Raw genomic sequence first — 17237 nt, 5'->3', positions numbered from 1 at the left:
GTAACCTCTACCTTGATGTCCACGACAGCAGAAGAGACGCCGAAGCCGGCTCTCCACACCCAAGCCCGCACCCTCACCGGTTGGGGACGCACCGCCGCCACCACCGCACAGGTGCTGTCCACCCCCGACGTGGAAGTGATCGCGAACGCGGTCGCCCAGGTTGCGGAACAGAACGATTCCAAGCCCTCGCATCTGCGACGCGGCGTCATCGCGCGCGGCCTCGGCCGCTCGTACGGCGACCCGGCGCAGAACGCCGGCGGGCTGGTCATCGACATGAATGCACTCAGCCGCATTCATCGCATCGATCGCGACACCGCTCTGGTGGACGTCGACGCCGGCGTGAATCTGGACCAGCTGATGAAGGCTGCTCTGCCGTTCGGCCTGTGGGTTCCGGTCCTGCCGGGTACTCGCCAGGTCACGATCGGCGGCGCCATCGGCTCGGATATCCACGGCAAGAACCACCACAGCGCGGGCAGCTTCGGCAACCACGTCGTGTCGTTGGATCTGCTGACGGCCGACGGCAAGGTTCGCACTCTCACCCCCAAGGGCGGGCGCAACGATCCCAAGGCCGCGCTGTTCTGGGCCACGATCGGCGGCATGGGCCTGACGGGCATCATCCTGCGCGCCACCATCAAGATGACACCGACCGAGACGGCGTACTTCATTGCCGACGGCGACGTCACCAACAGCCTCGACGAGACCATCGCGCTGCACAGCGACGGCAGCGAGGCCAACTACGAGTACTCGAGCGCCTGGTTCGACGCGATTTCCGCGCCCCCGAAGCTCGGCCGTGCGGCAGTCTCGCGCGGATCGTTGGCGAAGCTCGACCAGCTTCCGGCCAAGCTGCAGAAGAACCCGCTCGCCTTCGATGCGCCGCAGTTGCTGACGTTCCCCGATGTCTTCCCCAACGGGCTGGCCAACAAGTTCAACTTCACCGCGATCGGTGAGGTCTGGTTCCGCAAGTCCGGCAAGTACCGCGGCAAGGTCCAGAATCTGACGCAGTTCTACCACCCGCTCGACATGTTCGGTGAGTGGAACCGGGCGTACGGATCCAACGGATTCCTGCAGTACCAGTTCGTGGTTCCGCCGGAGGCCGTCGACGAATTCAAGAAGATCATCGTCGACATCCAGCGCAGCGGGCACTACTCGTTCCTCAACGTGTTCAAGCTCTTCGGCGAGGGCAACCAGGCGCCGCTGAGCTTCCCGATCCCGGGCTGGAACATCTGCGTCGACTTCCGCATCAAGCCGGGCCTGAACGAGTTCGTCACCGAACTCGACAAGCGTGTCCTCGAATTCGGTGGGCGCCTGTACACGGCCAAGGATTCGCGGACGTCCGCGGAAACTTTCCACGCCATGTACCCGCGCATCGACGAGTGGATCGCGACGCGCCGCAAGTACGACCCCACAGGCGTTTTCGCCTCCGATATGTCCAGAAGGCTGGAACTGTGATCAACGCTGTAGGTAACCCGCAAACCGTTTTGCTTCTCGGTGGAACCTCCGAGATCGGCCTCGCCATCTGTGAGGAATACCTGAAGAAGGCGCCGCTCCGCGTCATTCTTGCGGCACTTCCCGGCGATCCGGGACGCGAAGCTGCGGTCAAGCAGCTCGAAGCGAAGGGTGCCACCTCGGTGGAGCTCATCGACTTCGACGCCGTTGATTTCGAATCGCACCCGAAGGTGATCGACCAGGCGTTCTCGAACGGGGACGTCGACGTCGCGATCGTCGCCTTCGCATTGGACGGTGACTCCGAAGAGCTGTGGCAGAACCAGCGCAAGGCGGTTCTGGTCGCAAACGTGAACTACACCGCGTCCGTCTCGGTCGGTGTTCTTCTCGGCGAGAAGATGAAGGCTCAGGGCTTCGGCAAGATCATCGCGATGTCGTCGGTTGCCGGCGAGCGCGTCAAGCGTGCCAACTTCGTCTACGGCTCCACCAAGGCGGGCCTCGACGGTTTCTACCTCGGACTCGGCGAGGCTCTCGCGGAATTCGGACCGCAGGTCACCGTCGTCCGTCCCGGCATGGTGCGCACGCAGTTCAGTGCCCACGTCAAGGAAGCTCCGCTGACGGTCAACAAGGACATCGTCGCGAAGCTCGCTGTTGCCGCCTCGGACAAGGGCAAGGAAATCGTCTGGACTCCCGGCCCGTGGCGTTTCGTCATGATGGGTCTTCGCCACGTGCCGCGCCCGATCTTCCGGAAGTTGCCGGTTTAAGCTCCTCCCGTGCCAGAAACAACGACTGCTCCGAGTACAGAACTTTCGACCCCGTCGCCGTGGCGTAATGCCGCGGCGACGGTGGTGGAAATGGCCCTCGGAGCGCTGGTCGCCGCTGTTGTAGCCGCTGTCGGGCTCTTTGCTTTCGGCCGAGTGCAGTGGCCGGCGTTCACGTCTTCCAACGTCACGCAGGCCGTCACGACGGTGCTGCAGGTGCTCTGCATCGCAGTGGTCGGTGTTGCGGTTCTGATGTTCCGCGCCCGCAAGGCCGAGCGGGTCGCAAAACTCCTCTCGTGGGCCGGGCTCTCCGGTTTCGTCACCACGACGCTCGGACTTCCCCTGGCCGCGACGAGTCTGTATCTGCACGGCGTCTCGGTCGATCAGCAGTTCCGGACCGAGTACCTGACCCGGCTGACGGATTCGGCTGCGCTGCAGGACATGACGTACGTGGATCTGCCGCCGTTCTACCCGGCCGGCTGGTTCTGGATCGGTGGACGCGTCGCGAACCTGCTGGGCATGGACGGTTGGGAAGCGTTCAAGCCCTACGCGATCGGCTCGCTGGCTGTCGTCGCCGTCGTCGCACTCGTGTTGTGGACCAAGCTGATTCGACGCGATTGGGCCGTCGTTGCAGCGTTGGCCGTCACTGCCGTCGTGTTGGCGTACAACTCCCCCGAGGCGTACGGCGCCGTCATCAACCTCCTGATCCCGCCGGTGCTGATCCTGGCGTGGGGGGCTCTCGATCGCCCGGGTGCCTCTCGATTTGCCGGAGCCGGCGCAATTCTCGGGACGGGCCTGTTCCTCGGTTTCGCCGCAACCGTCTACACGCTGTACCTCGGATTCGCCGCATTCGCCGTGACTCTGATGGCAGTCGTTGCCGCAGTACTTGCCGCCCGCGCTCAGAACACGTGGAAAGCCGCACTGGGTCCCCTTGTCAGGCTCGCCGCAATCGCGATGATCTCGGGTTTGGTCGCTCTGACGGTCTGGGCGCCCTACCTGTTGAAGGCACTCTCGGGTGCCACTGCAGAATCCGGCACGGCAATGCACTACCTCCCCGATTCCGGTGCGGTACTGCCCTTCCCGATGCTGAGCTTCACCCTCGTCGGCGGACTGTGCCTACTCGGCACGGTCTGGCTGATTTCTCGTTTCCTCTTCTCCCGCCGCGCCCGGGCACTCGGTATCGGTGTCATTGCCGTGTATCTGTGGGCACTGCTGTCGATGACGTTCACCGTTGCCGGCAGTACGCTCCTCGGTTTCCGACTGGAGCCGGTTCTGATCGGACTCCTTGCCGCCGCCGGCGTGTTCGGATTCTTCGAGTTCGCCGGTTGGATCGTCCTGGCCACCAGCGAAAATCCCCGCGTCAAAGCGGTACTGGTTGCACTCGGTGCCATCGGAGCCATCGCCTTCGCGCAGAACATCCCGCAGGTGCTGGCGCCGGATATCGCTGTGGCATACAGCGATACCGACGGCAACGGCGAGCGCGGGGACAAGCGACCTCCCGGGGCCGAAGCCAATTACGCGGACATCGACCGGATCATCCGCGAACAGTTGGGACGTGAACCCCATGACACGGTGGTACTCACCGCCGACATCGGCTTCCTGAGCTTCTACCCGTACTTCGGTTTCCAAGGTCTGACGTCGCACTACGCAAACCCCCTCGCCGATTTCCGTGCCCGCGCCGCACTGATAGAGCAGTGGTCGGAACTGAAGACCCCTGACGAACTGATAGCTGCGCTGGACGCGTCGCCGTGGCGAAGTCCCGACGCCTTCGTCTTCCGCCAGGGCGCCGACGGGTACACGCTGCGGTTGGCCGAGGATGTCTACCCCAACGACCCGAACGTCCGCCGCTACACGGTCACGTTCCCCAAGGAACTGTTCGACGATCCTCGTTTCACAGTCACCGAACAGGGTCCGTTTGTGGTCGTTACCCGCTCTGACGCGAGCTAACCAGGAGATACGTCACAAAAGGCTTACCGTCGGGGTCGTTGACGCGACCCCGACGCACCCCTAACTTCATACCGTGACCCGAACCGATGCCCGAGCGGCAATGATCGATGCAGCCGAGCGTCTGGTTGCCGAACGAGGTCTGGCCGCTCTGACGCTTCGTGATGTTCAGACCGAAGCCGGACAGGCCAACAAATCGGCTGCGCAGTATCACTTCGGTTCACGTGAAGGTTTGCTGGCGGCCGTCGTCGAGTCCAGAATGCGACCTGCCGGTGAGCGTCGACGCGAGTTGCTCGACACGATCGATCTCGACGCGAATCCACCGACGATGCGTGCCCTCGTCGAGGCTCTCGTGCTGCCGTTGGCGGAACAGACAATCTACCGCGAGGGCACGTTGTACGCACGGTTCCTGGTGCAGTCGATCTTCGACCCGGCCATGTCGTCGACCATCCGTGATCACATGCAGGCCGAGAGTTTCCGCGAAGTTCAGCGGCGGATAGTCGCTGCGTCCTCGTTGCCGGCAGAGATCGCCGAACTTCGGGCGGCAACTCTGACCGTGCTCGCCGTCGTCACTTTTGCCACGTGGGAGGGTCGCGTCGACAGCCGAGAACGTGCTCACGTGATTGTTGCCGACCTGATCGAAAGTTGCCTCGGAGCACTCTCGGCCCCGGCTGCGCAAATCTGACACGCTGTCCGGCGAGTTTGTTTCCGAAACTGCCGGGGTACTCAGCCCCTCCAAGCGCAGTCGAGCAAACGGCCGCATCAACCACCGGCGGGGTAGGTGATGACAGTGAGCGAACTCGTTACGCAAAGCCGCGAGCTTGTACCGCATCGTGCAGTTCTCGATTCCGCAGAACATGTTCTGGTCATTGCGCGCGGCAAACCGTTCGGGCGCGAGCAGGCCTTCCACGAAGTGTTGAGCGTCGCGATTCGCAATCGCATCGAAGTACTCACCCTGGCAAGGGCTCTCATCGACGTTTCCGAGTCCCGCGACTACCGCGCGATCCCGACCGACACCGCACACACCGTTGCGGTGCTCGAATGGGGTGAGCTACTCGAGATCCCGACCGAACACCACGAGAAGTCCAGAGCCGAATCGGCTGGAGACGCCGATGAAACGAACGACTTCGACGATCCGATCGAGCCGGAGTATCTGGTCGAGACCGACGTGGGCGGACGCGTCGTCTTCGTCGCCCTCGCGTTCACGATCGGCGGGATAGTCGGATTCTTCGCGCACGACTGGGCGCTTCTGCTTCTGATCACCGCCGTGTACCTCGTGTGGATCGCGGCACGGCTGGTCGCGAAACTCGTCAGTGTTTCCCGCAGTGCCCATTGGGCGGACGCCGAGCCTATTCGTGGCACCGATTCGACAACTCACAACTCGGAACGCTCCCACCACCACGCTGTTGCAGCGTGAGGGCGGGAGCGCCGGTACTGCACTACAACCGTTGCGGCACACCGTAAGTGACGACGGTATCGCCATTCGACGTGACAGCCTTCGCGTAGGGCCTGATGGTTACCGGCCCGATTGCTCCCTGTACGTATCCGTGAACTCCGGAGAGCCGGACGGCTGCTTCAGGTCCGTCGAATTCCTGGTCTTCGAGTAGCGCGACGTCGGTGATACCGCCCGGCGCCAGATCGACGTCCAGTTCCTGTGAAGGAATGATGTCGCCGCCGATGGCGAACCCGTTCGAAATGTCCAGGCCCAGTTCGAAGTCCGGAACCAGACCGATACCGAGGTTCGTTCCGCTCTCGACTGCCCAGTCGAGGCCGGGACTGTTGAGAACAACCGTCGCGCCGGTCAACGCGATCGGGTAGCCGATTTGATAACCGATCGTCAGCTTCGTTCCGGTGAAGCTTGCCGCGTCCGGCCCGTCGATCTTCACGCCGGCAACCCCGTCGTGGAAGAACTCGACGCTCAGCGGTGAGCTGTCGAGAGGCGGAAAGACGTGGATAGCGGTATCAGCCTGATAGACCTCTATCCGATTTCCTTTGACGTCGGTGATCGAACTGGTGTTGTCGACGCCTGCCGACGCCGTCCCACCCCCCAGGACAACGGCCAGTAAGGCCACTGCTCCCACTGCGCTACTGCGAACTGCTGTCTTCGACATGCACAAGCACCATCCCATCCGGTATAGGCCCCGGACGTAGGTTCCAACTCTTCGTCGAGGATGGGATTCGTCGGGGCTGCCTGAACAAACGCGAGCAAGATCCTTGTTGCGATACCCCGGTCACGAACCCGTCAAACGATGCACGAAAACATTACTTTCCGGACAAGTCGGGTGGCCCGGTTTGTCCCGTCGACTGCGCCCGCTCGCGGACGCGAACCGTTTTGTTCGTTACTCTGACAGAGGAAGTTATCGAATCGAGACCTAAATAGGCCACCCCGAACTTCTGAGAACTGCCACTTCAGGGATGGGCGCCAGAACCGAAAGGCACCGACTGCATGACCGAGACCTTGCCCGACGTCCAACTGCTCGAAGAAGCACGTCCAGGGCGAGTCCGTTCAGCAGTGCGGCGCTCGGTCGTCCAGCGCGGGCGTCTTGTCGACCTCGCGATCATGGCGACGTTCACCGTTGCGGCGATCTACGTGATGTCGAACCTGTGGAGCGATCTGCAGTCCGGCTATCTGTTCAACGCGGGCCGCGACCAGGCCATGTGGGAATGGTTCTTCGCCGACACCGCCCACGCGCTCGCCCAGTTCCGCAGCCCGCTGTTCAGTGACCTGCAGAATTACCCGCTCGGCGTGAACCTGATGGCCAACACCGCGATGTTCGGCATCAGCATCCCGCTGGCCCCGATCACGCTGATTTTCGGACCGACGGCCACGTATGCGATCGGGCTGACCGCCGGACTCGGCGGCACCGCCATAGCTTGGTACTGGGCATTCTCGCGGCACGTACTGACCGGTGTCTCCGTCCGCTCCAAGATCGCCGCCGCCGTCGGAGCGGGGTTCTGCGGATTCGCGCCCGCCATGATCTCGCACGCCAACGGTCATCCGAACTTCGTCGCTTTCTTCGTACTCCCCTTCATCTTCTTGCAGGTAGTACGCATCTCGAACGGCAAGCGTCCGGTTCGCGACGGAATCGTTCTCGGCCTACTCGTCGCGTGGCAGATCTTCCTCGGCGAAGAGCCGCTCCTCATCTTCACGATGTCAGCCATGGTGTTCGGCGCCGCCTATGCACTGCCTGACCTGGCCAAGTCGCGCCAGGCGATCAAGCGCGCGATGCCCGGTCTCGTGATCGGCGGCGCGGTCACACTCCTGATCACCGCGGTGCCGCTGTGGTCGCAGTTCTTCGGCCCTGCGAGCTACGACGGCGTCTCACACGGTCAGGCCGGCAACGACACCGCTGCACTCACCACGTTCCCGACCGAATCGGTCGCGGGCGATCCCGAGGGCGCGGAGTTCCGGATGAACCCGACCGAGGAGAACGCGTACTTCGGATGGCCGTTGGTGCTCCTGCTTCTCGGCGCAACGGTGTGGCTGTGGCGCATCCGTCTGACCCGCGCTGCCGCCGCCGTGATCGTGGTGATGGGTGTGCTCTCGCTCGGTTCCGAACTGACCATCGACGGTGACAAGACCGGCATCACCCTGCCGTGGAAACTCCTCGCCGACTTGCCGTTGTTCGAATCGGTGCTCGAATCCCGATTCGCCATGGGCGCGATTCCGGCGATCGGGCTGCTGCTCACCCTCGGCACCTACCGCGCTTTTGTCGAACTTCGTGGACCGCGCCGCACGGCAGCCGGTGTCTGGCTGGTGGCACTCGCCGTCGCGATGATTCCCCTGATCCCGACCCCCATCGACGCCGATCAGCGATCTGCGACGCCCGAATTCATCACCAGCGGCTCGTGGGAGAACTACGTCAGCGACGGCACCCTGGTGACGGTCCCCGTCGCGAGCGCCGAAGACGCCCGCGCACTGAGCTGGCAGGTCGACGCCGACTTCGGCTTCCCCATCGCCGGCGGGTACTTCGTCGGCCCGGATTCGAAGACCCGCGCCGGAATCTACGGCGCCGAGTCCCGGCCCACCTCGACCCTGCTGGTCAATGCCAAACAAACCGGCAAGGTCCCGTTGATCGATGTGGGCACCAGAGCGAACGCCCTGACCGACCTGCGGTACTGGCACGCCGACGTACTGGTGCTTCCCCGATTCTCCGGCGACGACGCCCTGCGCCACACGGTCGACGAGCTGGTCGGCTTCGACGCCAAGCGCGTCGACGACGTGTGGGTGTGGGACGTACGAGACCTCGTGAGCGGCAAGACCTCCAACCAGAGCTGAGCGGGTTGATCAGCGGGTCATGATCACCGGACCGTCTTCGGTGATCGCGACAGTGTGCTCACTGTGCGCAGCCCTGGCGCCCGAAACGGTGCGAAGGGTCCACCCGTCGGCGTCGTGCCGGTAGTCGTCGGTTCCGTCGGCGATGAGCATCGGTTCGATGGCGATGACCAGGCCGGGCCGTAACCGGAAGCCTTTGCCTGCTCGACCTTCGTTGGGCACATCCGGCCCTTCGTGCATCTCGCGGCCGATGCCGTGCCCACCGTGATCGGCGAGCATTCCGTATCCGAGGCCGCGCGCGTACTGTCCGATCGCGGCACCGATGTCGCCCAATCGGTTTCCGGGCTGGGCGGCGGCAATGCCACGGGCTAGTGCCTCATCGGTCGCGTCGATCAGTGCCTGATCCTCACTACTTCCCTGTCCGACGGTGAAGCTGATGGCGGAGTCGCCGCACCAGCCGTCGAGTCTCGCACCGCAGTCGATACTGATCAGGTCACCGTCACGGAGTCGGTACCCATTCGGGATACCGTGCACCACAGCATCGTTCACACTGATGCAGGCGACGCCGGGAAAGGGTATCGGCGCCGTCGCCGGCCGGTAATTCAAGAACAGCGCCGAGGCGCCGGCAGCCGAAATGACCTCCGCGGCAACGGCGTCCAATTCGAGCAACGTCACTCCGACGCTCGCCGCCTCACGCGCCGCAGCCAGAGCCTGCGCGGTGATTCTCCCCGCCGCCGCCATCGCGTCGATTTCCCCTGCGGTCTTGATTTCGACCATCTCGAACACCTTCCTTGTCGAATAACTATACCGGTATTACTATAATCACATGGTGCGCGTGCCGCTGACGGCGGAAGAACTCGAACGAGGACTAAGACTGGGTGAACTCCTGCGATCGGCGCGGGGGGACCGAAGCATGGTTCAGGTAGCGCTCGACGCCGGTATTTCCGTCGAAACGCTGCGCAAGATCGAAACCGGACGCATCGCGACACCCGCCTTCTTCACCATCAGCGCGGTCGCGGAAGTGTTGGGTATTTCACTCGACACCATCGCCCGAACACTTGAAACACCACAATCCGAACAGGAAGTTGCATCCTGAGTAGTTCTCTCAGGATGTGTGGGCCCGCACTCGCCTAACATCGTTCCTTGTGCCGTCTGAAGTAGTAGTGCCCCCGAAACCCGTGCCCACTGGCCCCGACGCTCCCCGAGAATCGGATTCCCAGAGAGTCCGGACGGCACGACTCATCGCGATAGTCACCGGCCTTCTTGGCCTGCTTCTTGCACTCGCGACGCCGTTCCTGCCCGTCAAGCAGGAAGCCGCGAGCATCGACTGGCCGCAGGGTGGGACCGTCAACAGCGTCTCGTCGCCGCTGATCTCCTACTCGCCCACATCGCTCGACATCAGCATTCCCTGTTCCACCCTCGGCCAGTTGGGCGGCAGCGGCGGCACACTGCTCTCGACCATGCCGAACGGTGCGCCGGACCGAAACGCCCGCGGCCTCACCGTCCGCACCACTGCCGACCGCCTGGAAGCACTCACTCGCGATTCGGTGTTGATCTCGGCTCCGCTCGATCAACTGAGCGGGTGCACGGCGATCACCATCACGACCAACTCCGAGCAGACCGTCGCGGCGGTCACCGGAATCGACGGCGTCGGCACCACCCTGACCGGTGACTACCGCCCACAGGTTGTCGGCATCTTCACCGACCTGCAGGGCGCAGCGCCCGCCGGACTGTCCGCCCACATGGACGTCGACTCGCGGTTCTCGTCCAGCCCCACACTTCTCAAACTGTTCGCGATGATCGTCGCCGCACTCTCGACCGTCGTCTCGCTGTACGCACTGCACCGGATCGACGGCGTCGACGGCCGTCGTGCCCGGCGGTTCCTTCCGGCACGGTGGTGGAAGTTCACCGGCATCGACGCCCTGGTGATCGGCACGCTGGCGCTCTGGCATGTGTTCGGCGCCAACACTTCCGACGACGGTTATCTGCTCGGCATGGCCAGAGTCTCGGAGCACTCCGGGTACATGGCGAACTACTTCCGTTGGTTCGGCGTCCCCGAAGCGCCGTTCGGTTGGTACTACGACGTGCTGGCGCTGTTCGCGAAGGTCAGCACCGCGAGCATGTGGATGCGCCTGCCCGCGTTGATCGCCGGCATTCTGTGCTGGATGGTCATCAGCCGCGAGGTGATACCGCGACTCGGTGTTGCGGTGCGCCGCAACAAGGTTGCCATCTGGACGGGAGGGCTCGTGTTCCTTGCCTTCTGGTTGCCGTACAACAACGGCCTGCGTCCCGAACCCATCATTGCCCTCGGCGCCCTGCTCACGTGGTGCTCCATCGAGCGCGCCATCGCCACCGGACGTCTGTTGCCCGCCGCGATGGCCGTGCTGATCGCCGCATTCTCGCTGGCCGCCGGGCCTTCCGGGCTGATCGCCATCGGCGCTCTGATCGCCGGAGCCCGGCCGATCCTGCAGATCCTGATCGCCCGCGGCAAACGCGTCGGCTTCCTGTCCCAGGTCATGCCGATCCTCGCAGCCGGAACCGTGGTTCTTGTCGCAGTCTTCGCAGATCAAACCCTCGCAACGGTTCTCGAATCCACCAGGGTGCGAACCGCCGTCGGGCCGAACGTTCCGTGGTTCGAGGAGCGGTTGCGGTGGGACGCACTGATGACCATCTCCCCCGACGGCTCACTGGCCCGCCGCTTCGGCATGTTCGTCATGATCGTCGGACTCGTCTTCTGCGTCATGATGATCCTGCGCAAGGGCCGGATCCCCGGTACCGCGATCGGGCCCTCGCGCCGAATCCTCGGCATCGTGTTCGCGTCGCTGCTCCTGATGCAGTTCACCCCCACCAAGTGGACTCACCACTTCGGTGTGTACGCCGGTCTGGCCGCTACGGTTGCCGTGCTCGCCGCCGTCGGCGTGAGTGCGTCGAGCATGCGTTCCAAACGAAACCGCGCGCTGTTCGCCGCGGGCATCCTGTTCATCCTCGCTGTGGCGTTCACCAGCTCCAACGGCTGGTGGTATGTCTCGAGTTACGGCGTCCCGTGGTGGGACAAGCCACCGTCAATCGCCGGCAAGGGATTCTCGACGGCCTTCCTCGGCCTCACGATCCTCACGCTGCTGTTGGCAGCTTGGTACCACGTCATGGAGCCGCGGGAGCGAAACGGTGCGGAAGACAGCGTCAAGAAGACAAGGCGACTTCGCCTTCTCGCCCCGTCACCGTTGACCATCGCGGCCGGAGCCGTCGTGCTCTTCGAGGTGCTGTCCCTACTCAAGGGAGCGGTCGCTCAGTACCCCGCGTACTCGATCGGCAAGTCCAACATCGAATCCGTCTTCGGCGGAAGCTGCGGTCTCGCGGGCGAGGTACTCGTGGAGTCCGATCCCAACACGGGCGTCCTGCAATTGGTGGACAGGCCCACCGACCTCGCCGGCGCCGGAGCTTTCGGTGCAAGCGAATCGACCGGATTCTCGCCGGACGGAGTCGCCGGCGACCTCACCGCAGACGCCGAGGACTCGACGGCGGGCAGTGCAAACAGCCTCGACACCACGACCTCTCAGTCCGGCACCACCAGCACGCCCGGAACCGGATCCGGAACCGCTGGCGGCTCGCAGTCGACCTCGGGCGTCAACGGCAGCAACGTCGCGCTCCCGTTCGGGCTCGACCCCGCAAAAACGCCGGTGCTCGGTAGTTACGGAGCGCCCCAGAACGCGTCGCTGACCACCGGTTGGTACTCACTGCCCGAGCGCAACGACGCCGCACCGCTCCTCACGGTCGCCGCGGCCGGACGAATCCGCTACGTCAACTCCGACGGCATCGTCACCCCCGGCGCGGTCTTGCAGGTCGAGTACGGCAAGAAGCAGGCCGACGGAAGCGTCGACGCGCTGGGACGAGTCGATCCGATCGACATCGGCCCGTCGCCGTCGTGGCGCAACCTGCGCGTTCCGATGGATCAACTGCCCGCAGACGCCGACACCGTGCGTCTGGTGGCCAGTGACACCGACATCAGTGCCGACCAGTGGCTGGCGGTGACACCGCCGCGAGTGCCGACCATGCGCACGCTGCAGGACGTCGTCGGATCCACCGATCCGGTGCTGATGGACTGGGCCGTCGGTCTCGCCTTCCCGTGCCAACGTCCGGTCGATCATCTGTACGGCGTCGCCGAGATCCCCGAGTGGCGCATTCTGCCCGACCGCATCGGCGCGGAGTCCACCAACGCCTGGCAGGACCACTACGGCGGCGGACCGCTCGGTTGGACCAGCGAACTGCTCTCGGCCAGGGCATTGCCCACCTATCTGGACAACGACTGGGATCGTGACTGGGGTTCGCTCGAGCAGTACACACCGCTCGATCCGGACGCAGTTCCCGCGCAAATGAACGTCACCACCGAGACCCGTTCGGGCACCTGGACACCGGGCCCGATTCGTTACCAGTCGTAACTGTTACGCGTGGACCTACCAACCACCCGGTCACGGTAGGTCCACGCTCAGCCCTGACATACCATCGGTAGCCGTGCCCGACGCCGTGACAGCTTCACCCCAGACTTCGAGTTCGCCGCCTCCTGCTGGTCAGGATGCCCGCGAGCGTTTCCATCGCACTCGATGGGTTGCGATCATCGCCGGCTTGCTCGGCTTCGTACTCGCACTGGCAACTCCTCTGCTTCCTGTCGTGCAGACGACGGCGACGGTCAACTGGCCACAGAACGGCGTGATCGGCGACGTCGAGGCACCGCTGATGGCGCAGGTTCCCATCGACGTCAACGCGTCGATCCCCTGCACCGCGGTCAGCTCACTCCCCGAGGGCGGCGGCATCCTGATGTCGACGGCACCTGCTCAGGGCGACGGTGCCGCGCTCTCGTCGATGTTCGTCCGCGTGTCCGCTACCAGCGTCGACGTGCTCGATCGCAACGTCGTCGTCGCTTCGGCAGCGCGCGAGGACGTCGAGTCGAGTCGCTGCGGCGCCATCGCGTTCAGCTCTGACGTCAACCGGACCTCGGCAGAGTTCGTCGGCCTGACCTATCCCGACGGCAACCCGATTCGTGGCCAGCTCGACGGCGACTTCCGCCCGCAGGTGGTCGGCGTCTTCAGCGACCTGCCCGACGGCGCTGCCCCCGAGGGCCTCGGCTTCTCGATGACGATCGACTCACGTTTCTCGTCGAGCCCCAGCGTCCTGAAGCTGGTCGCGATGATCGTGGCCGTCCTCTCGACCATCGTCGCGCTGGTCGCCCTGGCTCGCCTCGACGGCACCGACGGCCGCAAGCACCGACGCTTCCTGCCCGAACGCTGGTGGAAGTTCTCCGGTATCGACGGAGTTGTGGTCGGCACGCTGGTCGTCTGGCACTTCATCGGCGCGAACACCGCCGACGACGGTTATCTCCTGACCATGGCCCGAGTCTCGCCGGACGCGGGATACATGGCCAACTACTTCCGTTGGTTCGGCGTTCCCGAGGCCCCGTTCGGCTGGTACTACGAAGTCCTGGCCGTGATGGCGAAGATCTCGACGGCGAGCCCGTTCATGCGTCTGCCCGCTCTGCTCGCCGGAATCCTCTGCTGGATGGTGATCAGCCGCGAGGTCGTCCCGCGTCTCGGCCGGGCGGTTCGCCGGAGCAACGTCGCCCTCTGGACCGGCGGTCTGGTATTCCTGTCCTTCTGGCTGGCGTACAACAACGGTCTTCGCCCCGAGCCCATCGTGGCTCTCGGCGCACTGCTCACCTGGTGCTCCATCGAGCGCGCCATCGCCACCGGACGTCTGCTGCCCGCGGCCACGGCAATTTTGATCGGCGCCTTCACTCTTGCCGCGGCACCCACCGGATTGATGTGTATCGCAGCCCTTCTCGCCGGTGTGCGCCCGTTGGTGCGCATCGTCGTCAAGCGTCACCGACTGGTCGGCACACTGCCGCTTCTCGCTCCGATCGCCGCTGCCGGAACTATCGTGCTGGTGGTCATCTTCGCCGACCAGACCTTTGCCGGCGTCATGGAAGCCACGCGCGTCCGAACGATCATCGGGCCCAATCTCGAGTGGTTCCAGGACTTCCTGCGCTACTACTACCTCTTCGTCCAGACGGTCGACGGCTCGGTTGCCCGACGCTTCGCGTTCTTGACGATGATCCTGTGCCTCTTCACGACGCTCTTCGTGTTGTTGCGCCGCGGCCGCGTCCCCGGCGCGGCAACCGGTCCGTCGTGGCGCCTGGTCGGCGTCGTCTTCGGCACGATGTTCCTGATGATGTTCAACCCCACCAAGTGGACTCACCACTTCGGTGCGTACGCGGGCATCGCCGGTTCTCTCGCCGCGCTGACCGCCGTGGCTGTGTCCGCGTCTGCCCTGCGCTCGCGTCGTAACCGATCGGTGTTCGTGGCCGGACTGCTCCTGATGCTCGCGTTGACGTTCGCCGGCATCAACGGCTACTGGTACGTCTCGAGTTACGGCGTTCCGTGGTTCGACAAGACCATCTCCTACGACGGCCGTGAATCCAACACACTGTTCCTCGCGCTCTTTGCTCTCGCCTTGGCCTTTGCCGCCTGGCAGTACCTGCGTGAGGGATTTGCTGCCCCGCCCGAGAAGCCGAACACGGCCAAGGGCAGACGAATTCGCAAGTTCGCGGCCGCTCCGCTCACCGTGATTGCCGGTCTGATGGTCCTGTTCGAGGTGCTCTCGCTACTCAAGGGCGCAGTGTCGCAGTACCCGGCGTACTCGCTGGGCCGAAGCAACATCGAGGCACTCGCGGGCAGGACCTGCGGCATGGCCGAGGACGTTCTGGTCGAGACCGACGTCAATTCCGGGAATCTGCGGCCTCTGCCCGCTCCCGGATTCAACGCGGAGGATCCGTTGTCCGGAGTTGATTCGAAGGGCTTCTCCCCCAATGGGGTTCCCAGCGATCTGACTGCGGATTACATCGAAGTCAAGCAGGGCATGGGTAATACCGACAGCCAGAGTGTCGGCCCCACCTTCGCCACCGGTTCCGGCGCCGGAACCAGCGGCGGCACCGGTAACCTCGGCGTCAACGGCAGCACGGCCAAGCTCCCCTTCGGCCTCGATCCGTCGAAGACACCGGTCATGGGCAGCTACCAGCCCGGCGTGCAGGAACCTGCTTCCCTCATCTCGAGTTGGTACGGATTGCCCACTCGCAGTGAAGAATCACCGCTGGTGGTCATGTCCGTGGCGGGCCGCGTGTGGTCCGTCGACAACACCGGTGCGATCACGTACGGCCAGTCGCTTCTGGTCGAGTACGGCAAGACTCAGCCCGACGGAACCGTGCAGGTTCAGGGTTCGTACATGCCGCGAGACATCGGCCCGGCGCCGTCGTGGCGCAACGTCCGTATCCCGATCGACGAACTCGCGCCAGATGCCGATGCCGTTCGGGTGGTCGCGTTCGATCCCAACCTCACGGGCGATCAGTGGATGGCGTTCACGCCGCCGCGCGTGCCCAAGCTCGAGTCCCTGGACTCGTACATCGGCAGCGAGCAGCCGGTCCTCCTGGACTGGGCTGTCGGCCTTCAGTTCCCGTGCCAACGTCCGTTCACACATCAGAACGGTGTGGCCGAGATGCCGAACTTCCGCATCCTCCCGGACCGTCCCCTGGCCGTCAGCTCCACCGATACCTGGCAGTCCGCAGACAACGGTGGACCGCTCGGATTCACCGAGGTCCTCGCCGGTGCTACGACGGTTCCGACGTACCTGAAGGACGACTGGGCACGGGACTGGGGATCACTCGAGCGCTACGACCGGTACTTCCCGAATGCTGTTCCGGCAGAGGTGGAGACGGGCACCGCAACCCGCTCGGGCATGTGGATGCCCGGCGAGATGCGAGTGCACTAGCCTGCGCTACCTACTCGGGTGACTGCTCGGGTGCGACGTATGGAGACGGCCGAGACCGCTCCGACAACGACGACGCACCCGAGTAGTTGCCCAACGCCTGGCCGTTCGCCGAGCAGCACAACCGCCAGCAGCACGGCGAGGACCGGTTGCATGAGCAGGAGCGTCGCGCCCACCTCGGCGGGAAGCCGAGGGAGCGAGTGCCCCATCAGCATCCAGCCGAACACCTGGCCGACCAGCGCCAGTGCCGCGAGCCAGCCGAACGCTTCCCAACCCGGGACGAAATCGATCCGGCCCCACAGTGATCCGATGACGGAGCCGGCGATGCCCGCGGACGTCGTCGAGATCAACACCTGGCTCGCGGCCCGATCCGCCTCGCCCGTACGACCGACCACGAAGATGTAGCCGCCGTACGCGATTCCGGAGACGAGCGAGAGCGCCGTTCCCCACAGCAGGTCGTCGCCGGTTCCCCCGCCCCCGAACACGCCGCCCGCCAAGGCGATTCCCGTGAACATGAACGGTAGGGCGAAGACGAAGCGCATCGGCACCCGATTGCCGAACACCAACCAGGACAGTGCGGGCACCACAATCACCTGCACGTTCACGACGACGCTCGCCATACCCGCGCCGATCATCAGAATCGACTGCGACCACAACGCGAAATCCAGTCCGAGCAACAGACCGCCGAGCACCTGCAGAACGGCTGCCCGCCGGCTCGGTTTGCCCACCCGGCGGTACTCTCGCCACGCCAACCACAACAGCGGCGGCAAGGCCAGGAAGCAACGGAAGAAGACGGCCGTCGAGGGCCCGACATCGGCCAGCTTGATGAGGAGCGAACTGATCGAGATCGCGGCTGCGCCTCCGACGACCAGCAATCGAGGGTCGATGCGCCCCCGAGGAGTTCTGGTGGGTTTCGGTGTCTGCGCAGTCACGGAGGTCAGAGTGGTCACTCGACAATGTTCCTGCCGCTAACTATTCAGCACAAGCAAATGTTCAGACCGTAT

General features: G+C 64.4%; 12 protein-coding genes. 9 read left to right on the top strand and 3 right to left on the bottom strand.

Annotated features, from left to right (window positions below):
• The first annotated feature begins 15 nt into the window (after positions 1–15).
• The 5 genes from ABX74_RS09860 (at position 16) to ABX74_RS09840 (ending at position 5565) form a co-directional block, all read left to right on the top strand.
• Positions 16–1449 carry an FAD-binding oxidoreductase gene (locus ABX74_RS09860; protein ID WP_047888758.1) on the top strand — a complete coding sequence of 478 codons (1434 nt, stop codon included), beginning with the start codon at positions 16–18 and terminating at the stop codon, positions 1447–1449.
• Entirely contained in the window at positions 1446–2207 is a 762-nt protein-coding gene (locus ABX74_RS09855) for a decaprenylphospho-beta-D-erythro-pentofuranosid-2-ulose 2-reductase (RefSeq protein ID WP_019746424.1), read from the top strand. The genes ABX74_RS09860 and ABX74_RS09855 overlap by 4 nt, the downstream gene beginning before the upstream one ends.
• Positions 2208–2297: 90 nt before the next feature.
• Positions 2298–4151, top strand: a complete 1854-nt coding sequence (locus ABX74_RS09850) for a galactan 5-O-arabinofuranosyltransferase (RefSeq protein WP_047888796.1) — start codon at positions 2298–2300, stop codon at positions 4149–4151.
• Positions 4152–4224: 73 nt separating this feature from the next.
• Positions 4225–4833 carry a TetR/AcrR family transcriptional regulator gene (locus tag ABX74_RS09845; protein WP_019746422.1) on the top strand — a complete coding sequence of 203 codons (609 nt, stop codon included), beginning with the start codon at positions 4225–4227 and terminating at the stop codon, positions 4831–4833.
• A 99-nt stretch (positions 4834–4932) separates the two neighbouring features.
• Positions 4933–5565, top strand: coding sequence for a hypothetical protein (locus ABX74_RS09840; RefSeq protein ID WP_189637324.1), 633 nt, complete (start codon positions 4933–4935; stop codon positions 5563–5565).
• A gap of 22 nt (positions 5566–5587) precedes the next feature.
• Here ABX74_RS09840 and ABX74_RS09835 read toward each other — a convergent pair whose 3' ends face one another.
• On the bottom strand, positions 5588–6259 hold the full coding sequence (locus ABX74_RS09835; RefSeq protein ID WP_020968119.1) for an MspA family porin: 672 nt from the start codon (positions 6257–6259) through the stop codon (positions 5588–5590).
• 335 nt (positions 6260–6594) lie between these two features.
• On the opposite strand from ABX74_RS09835, the gene ABX74_RS09830 reads away from it, so the two are divergent.
• A complete protein-coding gene (locus ABX74_RS09830) occupies positions 6595–8427 on the top strand; it encodes a glycosyl transferase (protein ID WP_019746419.1) in 1833 nt (610 codons plus the stop codon).
• Positions 8428–8436: 9 nt separating this feature from the next.
• Here ABX74_RS09830 and map read toward each other — a convergent pair whose 3' ends face one another.
• The gene (gene map / locus ABX74_RS09825; protein ID WP_029537381.1) at positions 8437–9201 is read right to left on the bottom strand and encodes a type I methionyl aminopeptidase; all 765 of its coding nucleotides are present in this window, start codon (positions 9199–9201) and stop codon (positions 8437–8439) included.
• Between the two features lie 49 nt (positions 9202–9250).
• On the opposite strand from map, the gene ABX74_RS09820 reads away from it, so the two are divergent.
• The 3 genes from ABX74_RS09820 (at position 9251) to ABX74_RS09810 (ending at position 16236) form a co-directional block, all read left to right on the top strand.
• Positions 9251–9520 carry a helix-turn-helix domain-containing protein gene (locus tag ABX74_RS09820; RefSeq protein WP_003943854.1) on the top strand — a complete coding sequence of 90 codons (270 nt, stop codon included), beginning with the start codon at positions 9251–9253 and terminating at the stop codon, positions 9518–9520.
• A gap of 82 nt (positions 9521–9602) precedes the next feature.
• Positions 9603–12860 carry an arabinosyltransferase domain-containing protein gene (locus ABX74_RS09815; RefSeq protein ID WP_047888757.1) on the top strand — a complete coding sequence of 1086 codons (3258 nt, stop codon included), beginning with the start codon at positions 9603–9605 and terminating at the stop codon, positions 12858–12860.
• A 73-nt stretch (positions 12861–12933) separates the two neighbouring features.
• On the top strand, positions 12934–16236 hold the full coding sequence (locus ABX74_RS09810; protein WP_047888756.1) for an arabinosyltransferase domain-containing protein: 3303 nt from the start codon (positions 12934–12936) through the stop codon (positions 16234–16236).
• Here ABX74_RS09810 and ABX74_RS09805 read toward each other — a convergent pair.
• The gene (locus ABX74_RS09805; protein ID WP_047888755.1) at positions 16233–17183 is read right to left on the bottom strand and encodes a DMT family transporter; all 951 of its coding nucleotides are present in this window, start codon (positions 17181–17183) and stop codon (positions 16233–16235) included. The two genes, ABX74_RS09810 and ABX74_RS09805, sit on opposite strands and share 4 nt — an antisense overlap.
• Positions 17184–17237 lie beyond the last annotated feature (54 nt).

Origin of the sequence: Rhodococcus sp. ARP2, from assembly GCF_001029585.1 — a bacterium.
In the GTDB taxonomy this organism is placed as follows: Bacteria; Actinomycetota; Actinomycetes; order Mycobacteriales; family Mycobacteriaceae; genus Rhodococcus_F; species Rhodococcus_F erythropolis.
This window is presented reverse-complemented; position numbering and strand designations above follow the sequence as displayed.